This is a genomic window from Mycolicibacterium tokaiense, assembly GCF_010725885.1.
GTDB lineage: Bacteria > Actinomycetota > Actinomycetes > Mycobacteriales > Mycobacteriaceae > Mycobacterium > Mycobacterium tokaiense.
This window is the reverse complement of record NZ_AP022600.1, coordinates 2,867,020-2,886,251: the sequence shown is the minus strand read 5'-3', so window position 1 is coordinate 2,886,251 and position 19,232 is coordinate 2,867,020. Positions and strand designations below refer to the sequence as shown.

16 protein-coding genes and 1 pseudogene are annotated in these 19,232 nt (G+C 67.3%); 6 read left to right on the top strand and 11 right to left on the bottom strand.

Annotated elements, in window-relative coordinates; genetic code table 11:
• Nucleotides 1-112: 112 nt before the first annotated feature.
• On the top strand, nt 113-808 hold the full coding sequence (locus tag G6N58_RS13985) for an LppA family lipoprotein (RefSeq protein ID WP_163908167.1): 696 nt from the start codon (nt 113-115) through the stop codon (nt 806-808).
• Here G6N58_RS13985 and G6N58_RS13980 read toward each other — a convergent pair.
• Both G6N58_RS13980 and G6N58_RS13975 read right to left on the bottom strand, forming a co-directional pair.
• A complete protein-coding gene (locus tag G6N58_RS13980) occupies nt 805-1,452 on the bottom strand; it encodes an LpqN/LpqT family lipoprotein (RefSeq protein WP_115278284.1) in 648 nt (215 codons plus the stop codon). The two genes, G6N58_RS13985 and G6N58_RS13980, sit on opposite strands and share 4 nt — an antisense overlap.
• A 33-nt stretch (nt 1,453-1,485) precedes the next feature.
• Nucleotides 1,486-1,881 carry a RidA family protein gene (locus G6N58_RS13975; protein WP_068915245.1) on the bottom strand — a complete coding sequence of 132 codons (396 nt, stop codon included), beginning with the start codon at nt 1,879-1,881 and terminating at the stop codon, nt 1,486-1,488.
• Between the two features lie 211 nt (nt 1,882-2,092).
• Between G6N58_RS13975 and G6N58_RS13970 the strand changes: the two genes are divergently transcribed.
• Complete coding sequence (locus tag G6N58_RS13970) at nt 2,093-2,737, top strand: FadR/GntR family transcriptional regulator (RefSeq protein ID WP_163908166.1); 645 nt, start codon at nt 2,093-2,095, stop codon at nt 2,735-2,737.
• A complete protein-coding gene (locus G6N58_RS13965) occupies nt 2,737-3,342 on the top strand; it encodes a FadR/GntR family transcriptional regulator (RefSeq protein WP_115278286.1) in 606 nt (201 codons plus the stop codon). The genes G6N58_RS13970 and G6N58_RS13965 overlap by 1 nt, the downstream gene beginning before the upstream one ends.
• Here the strand turns inward: G6N58_RS13965 and purH are convergent.
• The 5 genes from purH to sfnG form a co-directional block, all read right to left on the bottom strand.
• Complete coding sequence (purH, locus tag G6N58_RS13960; RefSeq protein ID WP_115278287.1) at nt 3,339-4,901, bottom strand: bifunctional phosphoribosylaminoimidazolecarboxamide formyltransferase/IMP cyclohydrolase; 1,563 nt, start codon at nt 4,899-4,901, stop codon at nt 3,339-3,341. The two genes, G6N58_RS13965 and purH, sit on opposite strands and share 4 nt — an antisense overlap.
• A complete protein-coding gene (gene purN, locus G6N58_RS13955; RefSeq protein WP_068915241.1) occupies nt 4,894-5,529 on the bottom strand; it encodes a phosphoribosylglycinamide formyltransferase in 636 nt (211 codons plus the stop codon). The genes purH and purN overlap by 8 nt, the downstream gene beginning before the upstream one ends.
• Before the next feature lie 10 nt (nt 5,530-5,539).
• On the bottom strand, nt 5,540-6,985 hold the full coding sequence (locus G6N58_RS13945; RefSeq protein WP_170314343.1) for a cell division protein PerM: 1,446 nt from the start codon (nt 6,983-6,985) through the stop codon (nt 5,540-5,542).
• A gap of 50 nt (nt 6,986-7,035) precedes the next feature.
• Nucleotides 7,036-7,884, bottom strand: coding sequence for a DUF5336 domain-containing protein (locus G6N58_RS13940; RefSeq protein WP_115281524.1), 849 nt, complete (start codon nt 7,882-7,884; stop codon nt 7,036-7,038).
• Between the two features lie 127 nt (nt 7,885-8,011).
• Complete coding sequence (gene sfnG, locus G6N58_RS13935; protein WP_115278288.1) at nt 8,012-9,115, bottom strand: dimethylsulfone monooxygenase SfnG; 1,104 nt, start codon at nt 9,113-9,115, stop codon at nt 8,012-8,014.
• Between the two features lie 112 nt (nt 9,116-9,227).
• Here sfnG and G6N58_RS13930 point away from each other — a divergent pair, with 112 nt between their 5' ends.
• The gene (locus G6N58_RS13930; RefSeq protein ID WP_068915238.1) at nt 9,228-10,076 is read left to right on the top strand and encodes an LLM class F420-dependent oxidoreductase; all 849 of its coding nucleotides are present in this window, start codon (nt 9,228-9,230) and stop codon (nt 10,074-10,076) included.
• Between the two features lie 173 nt (nt 10,077-10,249).
• Here G6N58_RS13930 and G6N58_RS13925 read toward each other — a convergent pair.
• Nucleotides 10,250-11,634 (bottom strand): annotated as a pseudogene (locus tag G6N58_RS13925) (IS256 family transposase).
• 79 nt (nt 11,635-11,713) lie between these two features.
• Between G6N58_RS13925 and G6N58_RS13920 the strand changes: the two are divergent.
• On the top strand, nt 11,714-13,309 hold the full coding sequence (locus tag G6N58_RS13920) for a DUF222 domain-containing protein (protein WP_115278289.1): 1,596 nt from the start codon (nt 11,714-11,716) through the stop codon (nt 13,307-13,309).
• Here G6N58_RS13920 and G6N58_RS13915 read toward each other — a convergent pair.
• Complete coding sequence (locus G6N58_RS13915; RefSeq protein WP_115278290.1) at nt 13,306-14,838, bottom strand: acetyl-CoA acetyltransferase; 1,533 nt, start codon at nt 14,836-14,838, stop codon at nt 13,306-13,308. The two genes, G6N58_RS13920 and G6N58_RS13915, sit on opposite strands and share 4 nt — an antisense overlap.
• A 160-nt stretch (nt 14,839-14,998) precedes the next feature.
• On the opposite strand from G6N58_RS13915, the gene G6N58_RS13910 reads away from it, so the two are divergent.
• Nucleotides 14,999-16,867: a S9 family peptidase gene (locus G6N58_RS13910; protein ID WP_170314342.1), complete on the top strand. Its 1,869-nt coding sequence runs from the start codon at nt 14,999-15,001 to the stop codon at nt 16,865-16,867.
• 52 nt (nt 16,868-16,919) lie between these two features.
• On the opposite strand, the gene sucD is transcribed toward G6N58_RS13910, so the two are convergent.
• Nucleotides 16,920-17,822 (bottom strand): succinate--CoA ligase subunit alpha, encoded by a 903-nt coding sequence (sucD, locus tag G6N58_RS13905; protein ID WP_068915234.1) that lies wholly within the window; start codon nt 17,820-17,822, stop codon nt 16,920-16,922.
• A 12-nt stretch (nt 17,823-17,834) separates the two neighbouring features.
• Entirely contained in the window at nt 17,835-18,998 is a 1,164-nt protein-coding gene (gene sucC, locus G6N58_RS13900; RefSeq protein ID WP_115278291.1) for an ADP-forming succinate--CoA ligase subunit beta, read from the bottom strand.
• Between the last annotated feature and the right edge of the window lie 234 nt (nt 18,999-19,232).

Here is a 19,232-nt window from a genome sequence, read left to right as displayed (position 1 = left end):
GGAACACGGCCGCGGTGGTGGGCGGCGTACCGTCCGCCGTGATCGGGCCGCCGCCGGAGCCCCAGACCATCCAGGGCCCGCGCGGGCCGATCTGGAACCCCGACTACCACTCGTGAGGCTTGTGACCCCGTTACCGCGAACCCTGCTCACCGTTGCGCTGGCGGTCGGGATGGCCCTCGGATCGGCGGGCTGTGTCGACGCGCGTGACGTCGATCCGGCCGCCAAACCCGATGAGGCCGAACTCAACCGGCTGCAGGAGACGGTCAACGCCCGCCCCGACCTGGAGACGGTGCAGGCCGAACTGCGTACTCTCCGAGCGCAGGTGCAACACGCCATCAATCGGATCGAACCGGGGATGGTGCTGCCGGACGTGCCCACCGACGACCCCGGCCAGCCTCCCCCGGGACGGCTGCAGGCCTGCCTGGAACCGTTCAACCACACCGTCGGCCGACGCTACCGATCCGGTGAATTCGTCACTGCCGGTGGCAGTTTCGATCTCGCCCAGTGGGAGCAGCTGGTGGCGGACATGACCCCGGTGTTCGACGCGGCCGGGTTCTCCTACGACTCGGAGAGATACGGCCCGCCTGGCTCCGATCACCGCAATGCGTCGCAGGTCCGCGACGACGGCGTCCGGATCGAGTTCCTGGGGTCGGTGCGCGAGAACGGTCCGGTGCTCTTCGGTTACGACATCGCCTGCAATCTGCCCGCGGCGTGGCGGATCGGTCCGCTACCGGCCGACGAGTACGCCACCATCGCGCCGGGCGCGCACTACCCCTACCTGTACGGAGACGGCCGGGAGGACAGTTAACCGCCGGCGGGCGGCAGCATCTGGAAGCCGCCGAGGATCTGTTCGGTGTCGCTGCGGTACTGCGGGTTCTGCGGGTCGTCGGTCTGGCTGGTGACGGTCACGGCGTAGGTGCGGTCCTCGGTGTGCATCACGACGATGAGCACCTGTGCCGGCAAGGCTCCGACGGCCCCGATGGGCGGGGTGGTGTACTCGATCAGCTCGGCGGGCAGGCCGCAGTGCAGCTGTTCGGTGACCACCAGGTCGGTGGCGCCGAAGCCCACCTCGAGTGACTCCCGCTGCGAATCGAAGACCACCTGCGGATCTTCCTTGCCCGACTTGCTCTCCAGTGTCACCACCACCGTCGGCGCGAAGTCGTCGCTGGCCAGGTCGATGTTGGTCATGGTGAACCGGAACAGGTCGCTGTCCATCTCGGTGTAGCGCTCCCAGCCGTCGGGCTGCGGGATGCGCAGGATCGGTTCCCCGTCGTCCACCGCTTCGATGTCGGTCAGCGGCGCGTCCACCGGCGTGCAGTCCTGCTCGCTGGTCATCGGCCCCGCCGCCAGCAGGTCCTCGGACGCCACCGGGGTGGGTTCGACGTACCGGGTGCAGGACACGGCCAGCACCGAGACTGTCAGCAGAAGCGCCACGCGGGCCGCGATCACCACGGGTCAACCTTAGCCCGCCCGGTCACGGTCGGATCAGGGCCGGACTGCCAGCGCCTCGATCTCCACCAACGCCTCCTGCTCGACGAGTCCTCCGATGATCAGCAGTGTGTTGGGTGGGTAGATCCCGCTCGGATAGATCTCGGCGAATTTCTCTACCCGCCCTGCCATGAACTCCGGAATCATCTCGCGCCCCACAACATACGTGCGGAAGCCGATGACATGCTCGAAGCCCAGACCGGCCGCCGCCAATGCCACCCCCAGGTTGTCGAACGCCATCTTGACCTGTTCGGCCCCGTCGGACGTCGGAAACCCACCCGAGCTGTCCGCCCCCATCTGGCCGGCCACCACCACGACGTCACCGGGCGTCCCGATGCCCAGGGTGGAGTACTTGCCGAACTTGGGCAGCGCGGCGTCCTGGTAGGTGATCACGGCCGGTCTCCTGACGTCGGTGGTCGCGACGGCATCGGCGTGAACCAATCCCGACCAATATGTGTGCGTTGATAGCCTCCCCGCCAGCGAACCATGCACGTGAAACGGTCGCCAGCGCGGCCAGAAAAGTTAACCGCGGAGTTACGCACGACAATTGGTTGCGATTGGTTGTGCCAACTACGCTGATCGGGCCTGTTCGAAGGGAGCTGCCGTGGACCGAGCGCTGCGCCGCCTCGTCGACGATGTGGTCCGGGCCGCCCGGGAGGCCGACGGCCGGCTGCCTGCAGAGCGCCGCCTCGCCGAGCAGCTCGGCTGCTCACGCACCCGGATCCGCGGCGTCCTGGCCCAGCTGGAAAAGGAGGGAACGGTGACCCGGCACGTCGGCCGTGGCACGTTCGTCACCCCCGCCGACGCGACATCCCCACGGCTGCGGGCCACCTTCACACCAGCGGCGATCATGTCCGCCTCGATGGTGTTCGAGCCGCAGGTGGTCGCACTGGCAGCGTCAGCCGCCACCGAGGACGACTTCGCCGAGCTTCGCCGCTGCCTCGAACGGGCAGACAGCGCAACCGATTACGAGTCGTTCGAGCAGTGGGACATCTCGCTGCACCGTGCGTTCGCAGCGGCCACCCACAACGCCCAGGTCCTGGCCATGGTGGACGTCCTGAACTCCACCCGCAACAACCCGGTCTGGGGCCGGCTCAAGCGCGACGGGTTCACCCCACAGAACCGGGCCACGATCCACGGTGAGCATCACGCGATCGTCGCCGCCCTGATCGACCGCGACCGCTGCCGCGCCGCCGCCGCGATGACCGAGCACCTCCGTTTCGTCCGCCTGGTGGTGACGGGACAGTGATGCCGTCCGTGCAGGACTACCTCGACCAACAGGTGCGTTCGGGCGCGTTGATGCCGGGCGCCCGGGTGCCCACCGAGCGCGCGCTGGCAGCCCTGCTCGGGCGCAGCCGCCACGACATCCGCAACCAGTTGCAGGTCCTGGAAAGCCTGGGCCGGGTGACGCGTCAGGTGGGCCGCGGCACGTTTCTCGCCGAGGTGGCCGTGGTGAGCCCGGCGGAGCTCATCGAGGCCCGCGCTGCCTGGGAACCCGAGCTGCTGGCACTGGTGGCCGTGGCTGCGACCGCCGATGACTTCGCCGAGATCCGTCGTTGCCTGGAGAACGGCGACGCCGCCACGACCCACGAGGATGTGCTGTTCTGGGACTTGGCCTTTCACCGGGCGCTCGCACTGTCCACCCACAACCCCGTGGTCGCGGCGCTGCACGACATGGTGGAAGACAACCGCCGCCGACTGACCCACTGCACGCTCGAGGACCGAACGGCCGACCGCCGTGAGCATCGCGAGATCGCCGATGCGGTGTTCGATCGCGATCCGGCGGGCGCCAGAGCCGCGATGCAGCGGCATCTGCAGACTGTCCGCCGCCGGATGCTCTCCGGCCTGCCCTAGTGGGCGAAATGCCGTGCGCCGGTGAGGTACAGCGTGATGCCGGCCTTGGCGGCGGCCTCGGTCACCAGGTCATCGCGGACCGAGCCACCCGGATGCACGATCGCCCGGACCCCGGCAGCGGTCAGCACCTCGAGACCGTCGGGGAACGGGAAGAAGGCGTCGGAGGCGGCCACCGCCCCGGAAACGCGGTCACCGCCGCGCTCGACGGCCAGCCGCGCCGCGTCCACCCGGTTGACCTGTCCCATGCCGACACCCACGGTGGCGCCGTCCTTGACCACCACGATGGCGTTGGACTTCACCGCCCGGCAGGCCCGCCAGGCGAACACCAGTTCCGTCAGCGTCGCGGCGTCGGCCGGTTCGCCGGTGGCCAGCACCCAATTGGCGGGGTTGTCGCCGGGCGCATCCACCGCGTCGCGTTGTTGCACCAGTAGGCCGCCGCTGACCTGTCGGAACTCGGTGCCGCCGGGCTGCGGCTCTGAGGCCACCAGCACCCGGATGTTCTTCTTGCGAGCCAGGATCTCCACGGCGCCGGGCTCGTAGGCGGGGGCCACCACCACCTCGGTGAAGATGTCGGCCACCGTCTCGGCCATCTCCACGCTGACGGTGCTGTTGGTGGCGATCACGCCGCCGAACGCGCTCAGCGGATCACATTCGTGGGCCTTGCGATGGGCGTCGGCCACCGACACCGCCGAGATGGCGATCCCGCACGGGTTGGCGTGCTTGATGATCGCGACGCAGGTGTCCTCGTGGTCGAATGCCGCCCGCCAGGCCGCGTCGGCGTCGGTGAAGTTGTTGTACGACATCTCTTTTCCGTGCAGCTGCTCGGCCTGCGCCAGGCCCGGCCAGTCCGCGTCGTCGGTGTAGAGCGCGGCCTGCTGGTGCGGGTTCTCGCCGTAGCGCAGCACCGACTTGCGTCGCCAGGTGCCACCGAACCACGCGGGCAGCTTCTGTGCCGGTTCCTCGGGAGCCAGCACGTCGCCCATCCACGACGCCACCGCCACGTCGTACTCCGCGGTGTGCCGGAAAGCCAACGACGCCAGGATCTTTCGCTCGGCAAGGGTGAAGCCGCCGGAGCGCACCGCGGCCAGCACCCCGTCATAACCCAGCGGGTCGGTCACCACCGCCACGCTGGGATGGTTCTTTGCAGCCGCCCGCACCATCGACGGACCACCGATGTCGATCTGCTCCACGCACTCGTCTTCACCGGCACCGGAGGCCACCGTCTCGGTGAACGGGTAGAGGTTCACCACCACCAGCTCGAAGGCCTCGACACCGAGTTCGGCCAGCGCCTCCGCATGCTCGGGCTTGCGCAGATCGGCCAGCAACCCGGCGTGCACGCGCGGGTGCAGCGTCTTGACCCGGCCGTCGAGCACCTCGGGGAAGCCGGTGACGTCCTCCACCGGTGTCACCGGAATGCCGCTGCCGGCAATGGTCTTGGCGGTCGAGCCGGTGGACACGATGCTCACGCCCGCGTCGTGCAGACCCCGGGCCAGGTCCACCAGCCCGGTCTTGTCGTACACGCTGATCAACGCCCGCCGGATCGGCTTACGCTCACTCATTTGCGAAGACCGCCTTTCGTCCACTCCAGGTCACGCCACGGGTGGCCACCGCGGCCAGCACGTCCACCAGCAGCCGTCGCTCGACGACCTTGATGCGTTCGTGCAGAGTCTGTTCGTCATCGTCGTCGGCGACGGTGACCGCTTCTTGGGCCAGCACCGGGCCGGTGTCCATCCCGGCGTCCACCAGGTGCACCGTGCAGCCCGTCACGCGCACCCCGTACTCGAGCGCCGCGGGCACGGCGTGCGCGCCGGGGAACGAGGGCAGCAGCGCCGGGTGGGTGTTGACGACGCGCCCCGGGAAGCGGGTCAGGAACTGGTTGCCGAGGATCTTCATGAACCCGGCCGAGACCACCAGATCGGGCGAGTGCGCCGCCGTCGCCGCAGTGATGGCGGCGTCCCAGGTGGCGCGGTCAGGGTGGTCCCGCAGCGGCACCCGGTAGGACGGGATGCCGGCGTCGGCGGCGATCTGTTCGGCCGCGCATTCGCGGTCCACGCCCACGGCGACCACCCGCGCGGGATAGTCGTCGACGGCCGCCTTCAGCAGGGAGGTCAGCAGCGACCCGGTGCCGGACGCCAGGACGACCACGCGGGCCGGCGCGCTGGGCGGCACATGGAGGGGTTGCTGCACTCCGAGGAGCTTAGTCGGTGCGCGGCGGTGGTCTGTCCCCGGTGGAATCGCCGGTGGTGGCGTCGTTGTCGGCGTCCAGGAAGTCCTCGACGTCGGGCAGCTCGGCGAGCGCCTCGTGATCGATCGGCGGCAGCGGTTCAGGTGCCGGCTCCGGCTCAGGCTCCGGCTCCGGCTCCGGCTCCGGCTCCGGCGCGGCCGTCGGCTCCGGCGCGGGCAGGATCAGCGGTGCGGTCTGCTGCTCGGCGAGCACCTCGTCGTCCGGCTCCCCGAGCGCCGCCTCGGGTTCGGCAGGTTCGACGACCACCGGCGCCGGCTTGACCCGGCGGGTGCGCGCCACGCCGCCGGACATCACCACGGTGATGCCGCCGACGACGGCGAACCACAGGAACACCGCCGGCCCGTAGGTGGCATGGTCCACCCCGACCGCGCCGAAGTTACCCAGTTGACCCCCGCCGGCGAAGCCAAGCAGAGTCATCACCGCCGCCGCGAGCAGAGCGGCGACCAGCAGTTTCACCGCTGCAGGTCCGGGCGGCAGGGGCTTGCGCGCGCACTGCTGCCCCAGGGCGACACCGGCGGCGGCACCGACGATCAGCAGCGCCACCCAGATCGGCCCCAGCGGCGGCGTGGGTGCGGCCGCCAGGATGGGCACGGCCGGGATGTCGCCGCCGAACACGGTGAACGAACTGAACGTCGCAAACCCGATGTGGGCACTGGAGCCGACTGCCATGGCGGTGGCGCCGAGGATGACATTCGGTGCGTAGAGCACCGACAGCACCGTCAGGCTGAACTGGCCGAACATCGACTCGGTGATGCCGAACAGCTCGTGCATGGTGCTCCAGTGCAGGATCAGGGCCACCGCCGTCACACCTGCGGAGAGCCCGAACAGGGCCAGCACTCCGGCGGTGGCTGCGCGCACCGCCCCCGCCAGCCAGGTCGGCAGCCGCACCGCGCTCAGCGCCCGGGCCCCGGTCCGGCCGCCGACGCCGATCAGCGCGCCGGCCGCATGCACCACGAACACGTTGAGAAACGCGTGTCCAGCGCTGGGGGTCTGCAATTCGGTCAGCACCGAGGCCGCGTCGTGCACCACCGCCAACGCCAGCGCCGCGATCAACAGCGGTCCCCCGATCGCCGAGGCGACGATCCAGCGGATGACAAACCAGGACGCGCGCTGCGAGGTGGCCTGTGCGGTGGTGCGGGCGGTCCCCCACACCATCAGAAGTACCGGCAGCAACGGCATGACGCCGAGCTCACGGCCGCCGATGTAGATGGGTACCTGGTGTACCCCGAGCCACATGCTCGCGATGGCGCCGAACGCCCCGGTCATGTCGCTGTTGGCGACCACCAGCTGAACCAACACCACCGCCGCGATGATGACCAGTGCGACCAGAGCCGGTCCGAAGGCGACCCGGATCAGGTCACGCGCCTGGCGCGCGCCCGCCGTTCGGTTGTCCTGCATTCACGTCAGAACCCGTCGCACCCGCCTGAGCGGGTCCGACGGTATCGGACTTACGACGGGGTGGGACCGGGCGACGGCGCAGACTGCTGGGTCTGCGGCGGCTGCGGCTGCGGGGCGGTGTGCTGACCGGACCCCACCGCAGGCGGCGGACTGAAGCTGGGGTAGCCGGTGGGCGGGGTGGGCGGGCTATTGTCCTGGCTCTCCTGCGGGACGTAGCCGCTGGTGGGGCCTGGTGTGTAGGCGCCGTACTGGGTGGGATACCCGGGCCGCGGGCCCTGCTGCTGCGGGCCTTGCTGCTGCGGCTGTCCCTGGGGCTGGCCGTAGTAACCCGAGGGCGGGCCGTACTGGCCGTACTGGGGCTGCTCGTACTTGGGCCGCGGTGTCGGGGCACTGATGACACCGGCTTCGATGAGCAGGGCAGCGATGGCGACGATGGCCTGCAGCAGGCTGAAGGCCAGCACCAACCAGGCGGCCCAGCCCGTGGTGACATAGCTCGAGGTGTTGAACAGCTGGCCGATGACCACCAGCACACCGAGGGTGGCGAGGATTGCGACCACGGCCAGGTGTCCCTTGACCTTGGGCACCAGACCGACCGCCGCCAGCAGGGCGGCCAGCAGGGTGGCCAGCGTCAGGAAGGGCCCTCCGCCGCTGGTCGCTTCGACGCTGATCGGCCCCAGTTCGGCGCTGGAGGTGAACACCGGGCCGAAGCTCGACAGGTACGCGGCCAGGCCCAGCACCACGACGGCGGCGGACAGGTACAGCGGAAGCTTGCTCGGGCCGGGCTCGGCCGCCGGAGCGAACGACTGTGTGGGCGCGGTGTAGGAACCCGACGAGTAGGAGCCGGGCGGCTGCGCCGGCGGGAACCCGCCGCCTGGTGGATTACCGGGTGAGTAGGTCATGACCTCTCCTGTGTCGTGGGGCGTCACCGGGGTGACGCTGACGAACACCGGCTTCGGCATTCGAGACGGTGATTCAGAGATCCACGCTAGCGCACCAACCTGGCCGCGCCATGAGCCGATCCGCGTGTCACACGGGAGTCAGTTCCCGCGCGTTGTCCGACGCCTCGATCTCGCGCACCAGCGGGAGCACCCGTGAGCCGAAGTACTCGATCTCCTCCTGGAAATGCAGGAAACCGCCGAGGATGAGGTCCACGCCGCGGCGGCGGTAGGCGACGATCCGCTCGGCGATCTGCTCGGGGGTGCCGATCAGCTGGGTCCGGAAGCCGTCGTTGTACTGCACCAGGTCCTCGAAGCTGGAGTCTGCCCACATCCCTTTCCTGTCACCGGTCGAGGCGCCGGCCTGCTGGACGGCTCCGCGGAACCCCTCCACCGCCGGCCGGTTGGCCTTGGCGACAATCTCCTTCAGGACTTCCTTTGCTTCCTTCTCTGAGTCCCGGGCGATGATGAATCCATTGAGTCCGATGCTGACTTCGCGGCCGACCGCCCTGGCGTGGTCACGCACCTCCACCACCTGCTCGGTGATGCCGTCAAAATCCTTGCCATTGGAGAAGTACCAGTCGGCGTAGCGTCCGCCGTTGCGCCGGGCCGCCGTCGAATTGCCGCCCTGGAACAGCTCCGGGGTGTGCACCGGCTTGGGCTTGAGGGTGAAATCGTGGATGCGGTAGAAGTCGCCGCGGAAATCCACGTCGTCCTCGGTCCAAATCTTGCGCAGCACCTGGAGGAACTCCGCGCTGCGCCGGTACCGTTCGTCGTGCTCGAGCCAGGGCTCGCCCAGGTGGGTGAACTCGTCTTTGAACCAGCCGGAGACGACGTTGACGGCGAACCTGCCGCCCGAGAGGTGATCGGCAGTGGCGCCCAGTTTGGCCAGCACAGCGGGCTGCCAGAGTCCGGGGTGCACGGCGGCGATCACCTTCAGCCGTTCGGTGGCGAGCAGGAGCGCGAGAGAGAAACTGGTGGACTCGTGCTGGTACTCGGCGCCGTAGCTGGCCTCGTAACGGACCTGGCTCAGGGCGTACTCGAAACCGTTGTTCTCCGCGGTCCGGGCCAGTTTCTTGTTGTACTCGTAGTTCCAGTCGGTGCGCTGCTCTATGTCGCTGGTCACCAGGCCGCCGCTGACGTTGGGCACCCAGTAGGCGAACGTGACGTTCTCCGCGATCCGTTCAGTGGTCATGGCGCGATCACACTCCGGCCGGCCCACCCGGTCACCCCTTAAACTCGTCGCGAGTCCAGTTACGGATCCGCCACCCTTGCCCTCTGGACTAGAACACGTTCTAATTCTGGGCATGGACTTCGGGCTCGTTCTCTTCACCAGTGACCGCGGCATCGCCCCGGCAGCCGCGGCCAAGCTCGCCGACGAGCACGGATTCACCACGTTCTACGTGCCCGAGCACACCCACATCCCGATCAAGCGGCAGGCGGCGCACCCCACCACCGGCGACGAGTCCCTGCCCGACGACCGCTACATGCGCACGCTGGACCCCTGGGTGTCACTGGGCGGGGCGGCGGCAGTCACCTCGCGCGTTCGGCTGTCCACCGCGGTGGCCCTGCCGGTCGAGCACGATCCCATCACCCTGGCGAAGTCGATCGCGACGCTGGACCACCTCTCCGGCGGCCGGGTCAGTCTCGGCGTCGGATTCGGTTGGAACACCGACGAACTCACCGACCACAACGTGCCACCGGGCCGGCGTCGCACGATGCTGCGCGAATACCTCGAGGCCATGCGTGCGCTGTGGACACAGGAGGAAGCCGAGTACGACGGGGAATTCGTGAAGTTCGGTCCGTCGTGGGCGTGGCCGAAGCCGGTCCAGTCGCACATTCCCGTGCTCGTCGGAGCAGCGGGCACCGAGAAGAACTTCAAGTGGATCGCGCGCAGCGCCGACGGTTGGATCACCACGCCCCGCGACTTCGACATCGACGAGCCGGTGAAGCTGCTGCAGGACACCTGGGCTGCCGCCGACCGCGACGGTGCCCCACAAATCGTGGCCTTGGATTTCAAGCCGGTGCCCGAAAAGCTGGCGCACTGGCAGGATCTGGGCGTCACCGAAGTGCTCTTCGGCCTGCCGGACAAGTCGGAGCCGGAGGTCGCCGCCTACGTGGAGCGGCTGGCCGGAAAGCTCAGCGCCCTGGTCTGATATTCGTCCAGTTCTCATCTGTCACTGCTGTTTTCGGCGGCCGTTTTCTGTCGGACCCCGTCTATATCGTGGAGGCATGTTCGCAGGGTTGCCCGATTGCGCAGCGCGGTCGCAGATGACCGACGGAGCTTGTCAAGACTTTTGTGTATGAGCCGCGTTGGTTAGTACGCTGGTTAGTAAATGTATGGCTCTAGTCGGTCTGGGTAGGCCAGGACCAGGGCGCCTAGTGCGTGCTTCCACCCAGTGACGATGGCGCCTTCGACGAGACGGTTACTTTGCTTGTACCGCTGGGGCGTCGTTCGGTCGCGGTGACGAACGCGTTCTCGGGAGCGTTTGTCTTCGATATCGCAGATCGCAAGCCACAAAAGCTTCACTGCCGCTTGATCATTCGGGAAATGACCACGATTCTTGATGATTTTGCGGAGTTGATAGTTCAGCGACTCGATGGCGTTGGTGGTGTAGATAATTTTGCGGACGGCCGGCGGGAACGACAGAAACGGAATGAAGCGGTCCCAGGCTGCCTCCCAGGCTCGAACCGTAGTCGGGTACTTCTTCCCCCAAGCGGACGCGGCGAACTCGTGCAGAGCGATTTCCGCGGCATCGATGGTGGGTGCGGTGTAAATGAGGCGCAACGCAGAGGCCACCTGTTTGCGATCGCCGTAGGCAACAAAACGCATCGATGACCGAAGGAGATGCACCGTGCATGTTTGCACGATGGTCTGCGGCCACGTCGCGGCAATCGCGTCGCCGAAGCCGGTTAGCCCATCCACACAGGCGATGAGCACGTCCTTAACGCCACGATTGGCCAGCTCAGCGCACACTCCAGCCCAGAATTTCGCTCCTCGGTGGGCTGGACCCAAATCCCCAGCACGTGGCGGATCCCGTCCATATCGACTCCGACAGCGATGTGAGCGGACTTGTTTCGGACCTGATGACCGTCGCGGATCTTGATCACCAGAGCGTCCAGATAGACGATCGGATACATCGGATCCAGCGGCCTGCGCTGCCACTCCAGGACCTCTTCGAGCACCGCGTCGGTGATCTTGCTGATCGTCTCCCGCGAGATCTCGGTGCCGATCGTGGTGGCCAGGTGATGCTCGATGTCGCGGACGGTCATCCCGCCGGCATAGAGGCTGATGATCATCGAATCCAGTCCACCGATGCGCCGCGAGCCCTTCGGAACCAGCATCGGAATGAAGCTGCCGTCACGGTCACGTGGAATGGCCAGGGTGACGTCGCCGACCTCGCTAGAGACTGTCTTGGCGCTGAAACCGTTGCGGGCGTTGGGAAGTACCCGCCCAGCGGGATCGCCCTTGTCGTAGCCGAGATGGCCGGTCAGCTCCGTCTGCAGGCCGCGCTCCAGGACCGCCTTGACCATCTCCTGCAGAAAGCCACCTTCGCCAGTCAACTGCAGCTCACCCGCGTCGATCTTGGCCAGCACGTCGTCGAAACCGCCCGAGGCCTTCAACGCCTCGAACGCCTGCCGGCCTGACTCCAGCCGGTCTACTTCCTCGCCGTTATCGCCGTCACCGGCCTGACTGTCCTGCCGAACAACCATGGACATCATCGTGCTCCATCTGGCTCATGCAGCTCCTACACAAACCATCTGACACGCCCGACCGACGTGCAACTCGACGATGCGATCACCACCTACACCGCCCTGGCCGCCACCGTCGCCGCCCACCGGCTGCTGTTCATCGCCGAGAAGACCAGCCGCACCTACACCGACGACTACGACACCCGTCGAGGACACCGAAGCCGCCTGGAAATCCGCCGCCGCCGAGATCTCGTTGGCCAGCGACACCAGCCACGGCCGCGCCTCCAACGACATGGAAATCGGCCTCGCGCTGGCCACCCGGTTGCCCAAGATCGCTGAACTGTTGCTGGGCGGGCAGATCTCGGAATACATCGCCCGACGCATCGTGCACCGCACCACCAACATCATCGACCCCGACGTACTCGCCGTCGTCGAAACCCACCTCGCCGAGGCCGCCACCACCTGGGGTGCCCTATCGGTCAAGAAACTCGACAACGCCATCGACATCTGGGTCAACCGGTACGACCCCGCCGCGGTGCGCCAGGTCCGGGTGCGGGTCCGCGACCGCGGTGTGGAGATCCTGGAAACCAAAGACGGGGTCACCGAGGTCCTGCTGCGCCTCACCGGTGCCGATGCCGCTCTGTATTGGCAGCGGATCACCGCGATGGCCAAAGGGGTCTGCACAGACGACCCCCGGACCCTGAATCAGCGTCGCGCTGATGCCCACGGGGCGCTGGGAGCCGGGTCCTTCCACCTGGCCTGCCAGTGCGGGAACCCGGACTGCCCCGCCGCCGCCGACGATGATGACCGCGCCTCGCACGTGGTGGTGCACATCTACACCGAAGCGGCCACCCTCGACGCCCAGCCCGATCCGTTGATGGACGGCGACACGCCGTTGCCGCCGGACCCCGGCCAGCCGCGCAGCGACATCACCCTGGTCTACCCCGACGGCACCCGCGTCCCCCTCGACGGGGAGCCAGAGCCCGCCCGCGAGCAGGAGAGCACCAACGATGGCTCACCTGCCGAATGCCGGCCCACAGCAGACGTTCAGCAGGAGCCCGAGAGCGAAAACGAAGCAGCGGAGACACCAGCACCCTGCGTGCCCAATCCGCCGCCGGGCATCCTGGTGGGCTTCGGCGCGATGCCGGCGCCGCTGATCGCCGCGCTCATCGCCCGCGGCGCACCAGTCCGCCACCTCACCGCACCGGCGACAAATCCCGAACAGCGCTACCGCCCGTCAACAGCCCTGCAGGAGTGGACCACCGCCCGCGACCTGACGTGCCGGTTCCCGAACTGCGACCGCCCGGCCCAGTTCTGCGAATGGGACCACACCACCCCGTGGCCGGCCGGCACAACCCATGCCTCCGGCGGCAAGATGTACTGCAAACTGCATCATTTCGGCAAAACCTTCTGGACCGGGTGGACCGACAGCCAAGCCCCCGACGGCACCATCACCACCCCCACCGGACAGACCTACACCAGCAAACCCGCCAGCCGCCTCTACTTCCCCACCATCAACACCACCTCAGCTCCGATCACCACCCCGCCGCCGACACCCACCCCGCCCGGCAAAATCAACCACATCCCCACATACCGAAAACGCAACCACGCCCGACAACGCGCCTACCGCATCAACGCCGAACGCAAACTCAACGACACCCACGTCACCGAATGGAACAGACCACCACCGTTCTAACCGGCGAAAAGCGTTGCGCGATTTCCGTTCGCGGTTGACTGCACGCTGATGCGCGCGCCCAGGGGGTCACCGTCGGACATCAGAGCCACCAGCTCAGCGTCCTCGGTGGTGGCCATGAACCGCGACCCGTCCTCGGCCCGGCCGACGATGATCCCGGTCCGCACCGGCCAGTCGTAGCGCACCGAGTAGGTCTCGATGGCGCCTGCGCCGTCGAACTCCTTGACCACGGGCACTGTCGGAAGCGCGGCCACCTCGGTGTTGAGCTCGGCACTGCGGCTGACGCGCCAGTCGACCGGCGACGTGGAGTAGATCCCCACCGAGTACTTGCTCATGATGCCGCCGTTGGCACCGACAAAGCCGAATCGTCCTGGCTTGTCCCGCATCTCGGCCACCGTCTCGGCGATCCCGTGCAGCGAGTAGCTGTTGCCCGGGCCGCCGAAGTACGGCAGACCACCGGTCAGCGTCAGCCCCCGCGGATCGTCGTCGGCAATGCCGAGTGCCTCGCGCACCACGAACACCGGGAAGGGGAAGCAACTGTAGAGGTCGAAGGTGCTGACATCATCCACACCGATACCGGCCACCCGCAGACCCTCCTGCACCGCACGCACAGCGGCCGGACTGGCCCCCAGATCGGGCCGCGACAGCAGACCCTGCTCCACCAGGTCGGCGTGGCCGTGCAGGTACACCCACTTCTCCTCGGGCACCCCGTACCTGCGGGCGGCGTCCACCGACATCAGCACCGTCGCCGCACCCTGGTTCACAGTGTCCCGCGCCACCAGCAGTCGCGGGTAGGGATCGCAGATCATCCGGTTCTCGGCGGTCACCGTCTCGATCTCGGAGACCGAACGCTCCACCGGTGATGACGAAAACGGGTTCTTGGCAGCGACTTTCGACATCGGCGCGAACAACTCGGCCATCTCGTGGCGGTACTCGTCGACACCGAGACCCAGCCTCGCGCGGCGCGCGTTGTCCAACAGTCCGTACTGCACCGGGGCACCGGTCAGCCCATGGGTCACCGTGTATTCGTCGATGTAGCTGTAGATCTGGTGCCCGCGGTCCTCGAGCTGCCCGTCGACGTGCTCGGTGAAATCAGGCTTGTCATCGCGGTCGGCGAAGTACTTGGCCGTCGAACCGGGCTCGGAGCCCATGACCATCGCCACCTCGATGTCCCCGGCGGCGATGGCCGCGGCGAACTCGGTGACCACCTTCTGCGAACCCTGCCCACCCACCGGCTCGAGAACCACCCGCGCCGGGTCGCCCCCGAGGCGGCGCATCACCGACCGGGGGTAGTTGTTCGACTTGCCCAGCACAGCGGGCATGGGACCGGAGATCTCGAACTGCCGCAGTCCCACCACGACGTCCACTGCCCGTGCGACGGTGCTCACGTCGCATCCGGTGTCGGACAGTGCGGCCCGGGCGGCCTCGGTGGCGAGGTCCACTGCCGACATGCCGCGATAGCCGGGGTCGTCGATCCGCTCGGTGAACTGGCCGACACCCACGATGACGGGCGTGCGCGGATCGACGGGCATGCCAAACCTCCTGATCGAAAACTATTTCGACAGGCTAATAGAACGTGTTCTCGTTTCGCCAGCTGGGGGCCGCATTCTTGACGATGTTGTCACTTAGTGACAGAGTGTGGTTGTCACTTAGTGACACCGCCCACCGCGGCCCCAACGCCGAAAGGACACCGTGCCCACGAACGCAGGCGCCCCCGCCCGCATCTCCGTCGAAGAATTCTTCAGTCCACCGGAGCGCGCCGGTGCCCAGATCTCACCGGACGGCACGCGCATCGCCTACCTGGCGCCCTGGCGCAACCGCCTCAACATCTGGGTCGACAACCTGGACGGCTCCGGCGAACCCCGCTGTGTGACCGCGGACGAGACCCGCAGCGTGTACCTCTACAGCTGGTCCCACGACGCCCGTCACCTGCTCTACATGCAGGACACCGGCGGCGACGAGAACTTCCATGTCTACCGCGTCGACCTCGACGACCCGGACGCCGCGGCCGTCGACATGACGCCGTTCCCCAACACCCGCTCGTCCTACGAGTTGCTGCGGGCCCGGCCCGGCAAGGCCGTGGTGCAGCACAACGCCCGCAACCCCGAGCTGATGGACGCTTTCGAGCTGGACATCGCCTCTGGTGAACTGACGCTGCTCGCCGAGAACCCGGGCAATGTTGTGTCCTGGATCCCCGGGCCCGGCGGTCACCTCTTCACCAACAACTTGACCCCGTCCGGCGACGTCGAGATCTCCCAGTGGGATCCGGACACCACGTCGACGCGTTCCATCAAGGTCTACGACGGACGCGACTACCCACTGGGCATCCATCCAATCGTCCCCACCCCGGACGGCACCGGGGTGTGGCTGGGCTCCTACGACGGCAGCGATCGGCTGCGACCGGTGCGCCTGGACGTGGCAACCGGGGAGGAGACGGTGGTCGACAGCCATCCCAGCTTTGACTTGGCAGCGCAGATCATGTTGCCGTCGCCGTTCATCGTCAGCGAGCAGACCGGTGAGCTGATCGGCGTCCGGTACTACGGCGAGCGCCAGGAGATCCACGCCCTGGACCCCGACTTCGCCGGCGTACTGGAGAAGCTCTCGGCACTCTCGGACGGTGATCTGTCCGCCATCTCCACCGATGCCGGCGGTCAGCGGTGGGTGGTCAGCTTCACCCACGACCGCGCGCCCGGGGTGGCTTACTTCTACGACCACGCCACCGGGGAGAGCAGGCTGCTGTTCCGGCCCTACCCGAACCTCGATCCGGATGCGCTGGCACCGATGACCCCGGTGACCGTCGCATCCCGCGACGGGCTGGATCTGCACGGCTATCTCACGCTGCCGGTCGGGCAGGAGCCGACCAACCTGCCGATGGTGCTGCTGGTGCACGGCGGGCCGTGGGCCCGCGACTGCTGGGGGTACCAGCCCGACGTGCAACTGCTGGCCAACCGCGGCTACGCCGTGCTGCAGCTCAACTTCCGCGGGTCCACCGGCTACGGCAAGGCATTCACGCAGGCGGCGATCGGCGAATTCGCCGGCAAGATGCACGACGACCTGATCGACGCCGTGGACTGGGCAGTGAAAAAGGGCTACGCCGACCGCGACCGCGTGGCGATCTTCGGCGGTTCCTACGGCGGTTACGCGACGCTGGTCGGTGTCACGTTCACCCCGGACGTCTTCGCCGCTGCCATCGATTACGTCGGGATCTCCAGCCTGCCGAACTTCATGCGCACGCTGCCGGTCGTGGGCCGCCGCTTCCTGGCCACCAACTGGCACCTCTACGTCGGTGACCCGGCCGACCCGGCGCAGGAGGCCGACATGCTGGCCCGCTCCCCCATCACCAAGGTGGATCAGATCCGCACCCCGCTGTTGGTGGTGCAGGGCGCCAACGACTCCCGGGTGGTGCAGGCCGAGTCCGACAACATGGTCGCCGCACTGCGGGCCCGTGGCGTCGAGGTCGAGTACATGATCAAGGAAGACGAGGGGCACGGATTCGTGAACCCCGAGAACAGCATCGACCTCTATCACGCGGTAGAGAAGTTCCTGGCCCAACATCTGTAGACAACAACAACGGGCCCCCACCTCGCGGTGGGGGCCCGTCTGTGTTTGGTGCTCAGAGCTTGTTGAACAGTTCGCGTGCCTTGGCGGCGGTCTCCGACGGCGTTTTGCCGACGGCCACCCCGGCAGCCTCGAGGGCCTCCTGCTTGCCGGCGGCGGTACCCGCACCGTCAGAGACGATGGCGCCGGCGTGACCCATTGTCTTGCCCTCGGGAGCGGTGAAGCCCGCGACGTAACCGACGACCGGCTTGGTGACGTTGGCCTTGATGTAGGCGGCGGCCTTCTCCTCGGCGTCGCCGCCGATCTCGCCGATCATCACGATCAGCTTGGTCTCCGGATCCTTCTCGAACGCCTCGATGGCGTCGATGTGGGTGGTGCCGATGACCGGGTCGCCGCCGATGCCGATGGCGGTGGAGAAGCCGAGATCGCGCAGCTCGTACATCATCTGGTAGGTCAGCGTGCCGGACTTCGACACCAGGCCGATCGGGCCCTTGCCGGTGATGTTGTTCGGCGTGATGCCGACCAGCGACTCACCGGGGGTGATGATGCCCGGGCAGTTCGGGCCGATGATCCGGGTCTTGTTGCCTTTGTCGACGTTGTACGCCCACGCATAGGCGGTGTCCTGCACGGGGATTCCCTCGGTGATGACCACCAGCAGCGGGATCTCGGCGTCGATGGCCTCGATGATGGCGTCCTTGGAGAACGCCGGCGGCACGAACGCGATCGACACGTCGGCGCCGGTCTCCTTCATGGCCTCGGCCACGCTGCCGAAGACCGGCAGCTCGATGTCGTTGCCGTCCTTGTCCTTGTGGCTGACCTTGGTGCCGGCCTTGCGCGCATTCACCCCGCCCACGATCTGGGTGCCGGCCTTGAGCATCAGCGCGGTGTGCTTGGTGCCCTCGCCGCCGGTGATGCCCTGGACGATGACCTTGGAGTCTTTGTTCAGAAAGATCGACATAGCAAGCGCCCCTTACTTGTTGGCCAGCTCGGCGGCCTTGTCGGCCCCGGAGTCCATGGTCTCGGCCTGAACGACCAGCGGATGATTGGCCTCGGCCAGGATGCGCCGGCCCTCTTCGACGTTGTTGCCGTCGAGACGGACCACCAGCGGCTTGTTGGCCTCGTCGCCCAGGATCTGCAGCGCCTTGACGATGCCGTTGGCCACCGCATCACACGAGGTGATGCCGCCGAAGACGTTGACGAACACGCTCTTGACCTGGCTGTCGCCCAGGATCACGTCCAGACCGTTGGCCATCACCTCGGCCGAGGCGCCACCGCCGATGTCCAGGAAGTTGGCCGGCTTCACGCCGCCGTGCTTCTCGCCCGCGTACGCCACCACGTCCAGGGTGGACATGACCAGACCCGCGCCGTTGCCGATGATGCCGACCTCGCCGTCGAGCTTGACGTAGTTGAGGTCGTTCTCCTTGGCCTTGAGCTCCAGCGGATCGGTGGCGTCCTTGTCCTCGAACTCCTCGTGGCCGGGCTGGCGGAAGTCGGCGTTGGCGTCGAGGGTGACCTTGCCGTCCAGCGCCAGGATCTGGTCGTCCGGCGTACGCACGAGGGGGTTCACCTCGACCAGGGTGGCGTCCTCGCCGATGAACACCTCCCAGAGCTTCTGGATGGTGACCGCCGCGGCGTCGAGCACCTCGGCGGGCAGGTGGCCCTTATCGGCGATCTCGCGGGCGAAGGCCAGGTCGACGCCCTTGACGGCGTCAACGGGCACCTTGGCCAGGCGGTCCGGCTTGGTGGCGGCGACCTCTTCGATCTCCATACCGCCTTCGACTGAGCACATGGCCAGGTAGGTGCGGTTGGACCGGTCGAGCAGGAAGGAGATGTAGTACTCCTCGGCGATGTCGCTGGCCTCGGCGACCAGCAGCTTCTTGACGACGTGACCCTTGATGTCGAGGCCCAGGATGTTCTGTGCGTGGGTGAAGGCGTCGTCGGGGGTGGCCGCGTACTTGACGCCGCCGGCCTTACCGCGCCCGCCGACCTTCACCTGCGCCTTGACCATGACCGGCTTGCCGATCTCCTCGGCGATGGCCTTGGCGTCCTCTGCCGAGTCGGTCACCCGGCCTGGAGTGGTGGGAACGTTGTGCTTGGCGAACAGCTCTTTCGCCTGATACTCGAAAAGGTCCATGGGGCTCACTGTCTATCTGCCGGAGTGGCGGGCTTTAGTCGATTCTTCAAGACGGTCGGTTTCTCGGATCACGCCGGTGGGAACTTTATCGACACGAGTGGTCCGCGCTACCACCGCCCACCACTCATGTGGCACATGTCACCGACCCGGTTGAAGTGATACAACTCACAATCCCGGGCCGGATCTTCGCTTGGGTTGCCACTTGTATTGGAATTTGGTTAACGTCTCTGAGTC

What these genes read in the sequence shown, in the direction of transcription:
- sucD (WP_068915234.1), bottom strand. Translation starts at nt 17,822, where the DNA reads ATGTCGATCTTTCTGAACAAAGACTCCAAGGTCATCGTCCAGGGCATC.
- G6N58_RS13965 (WP_115278286.1), top strand. Translation starts at nt 2,737, where the DNA reads ATGCCGTCCGTGCAGGACTACCTCGACCAACAGGTGCGTTCGGGCGCG.
- G6N58_RS13930 (WP_068915238.1), top strand. Translation starts at nt 9,228, where the DNA reads ATGGACTTCGGGCTCGTTCTCTTCACCAGTGACCGCGGCATCGCCCCG.
- G6N58_RS13915 (WP_115278290.1), bottom strand. Translation starts at nt 14,838, where the DNA reads ATGCCCGTCGATCCGCGCACGCCCGTCATCGTGGGTGTCGGCCAGTTC.
- G6N58_RS13945 (WP_170314343.1), bottom strand. Translation starts at nt 6,985, where the DNA reads ATGCAGGACAACCGAACGGCGGGCGCGCGCCAGGCGCGTGACCTGATC.
- G6N58_RS13940 (WP_115281524.1), bottom strand. Translation starts at nt 7,884, where the DNA reads ATGACCTACTCACCCGGTAATCCACCAGGCGGCGGGTTCCCGCCGGCG.
- sucC (WP_115278291.1), bottom strand. Translation starts at nt 18,998, where the DNA reads ATGGACCTTTTCGAGTATCAGGCGAAAGAGCTGTTCGCCAAGCACAAC.
- G6N58_RS13920 (WP_115278289.1), top strand. Translation starts at nt 11,714, where the DNA reads ATGCGATCACCACCTACACCGCCCTGGCCGCCACCGTCGCCGCCCACC.
- purH (WP_115278287.1), bottom strand. Translation starts at nt 4,901, where the DNA reads ATGAGTGAGCGTAAGCCGATCCGGCGGGCGTTGATCAGCGTGTACGAC.
- sfnG (WP_115278288.1), bottom strand. Translation starts at nt 9,115, where the DNA reads ATGACCACTGAACGGATCGCGGAGAACGTCACGTTCGCCTACTGGGTG.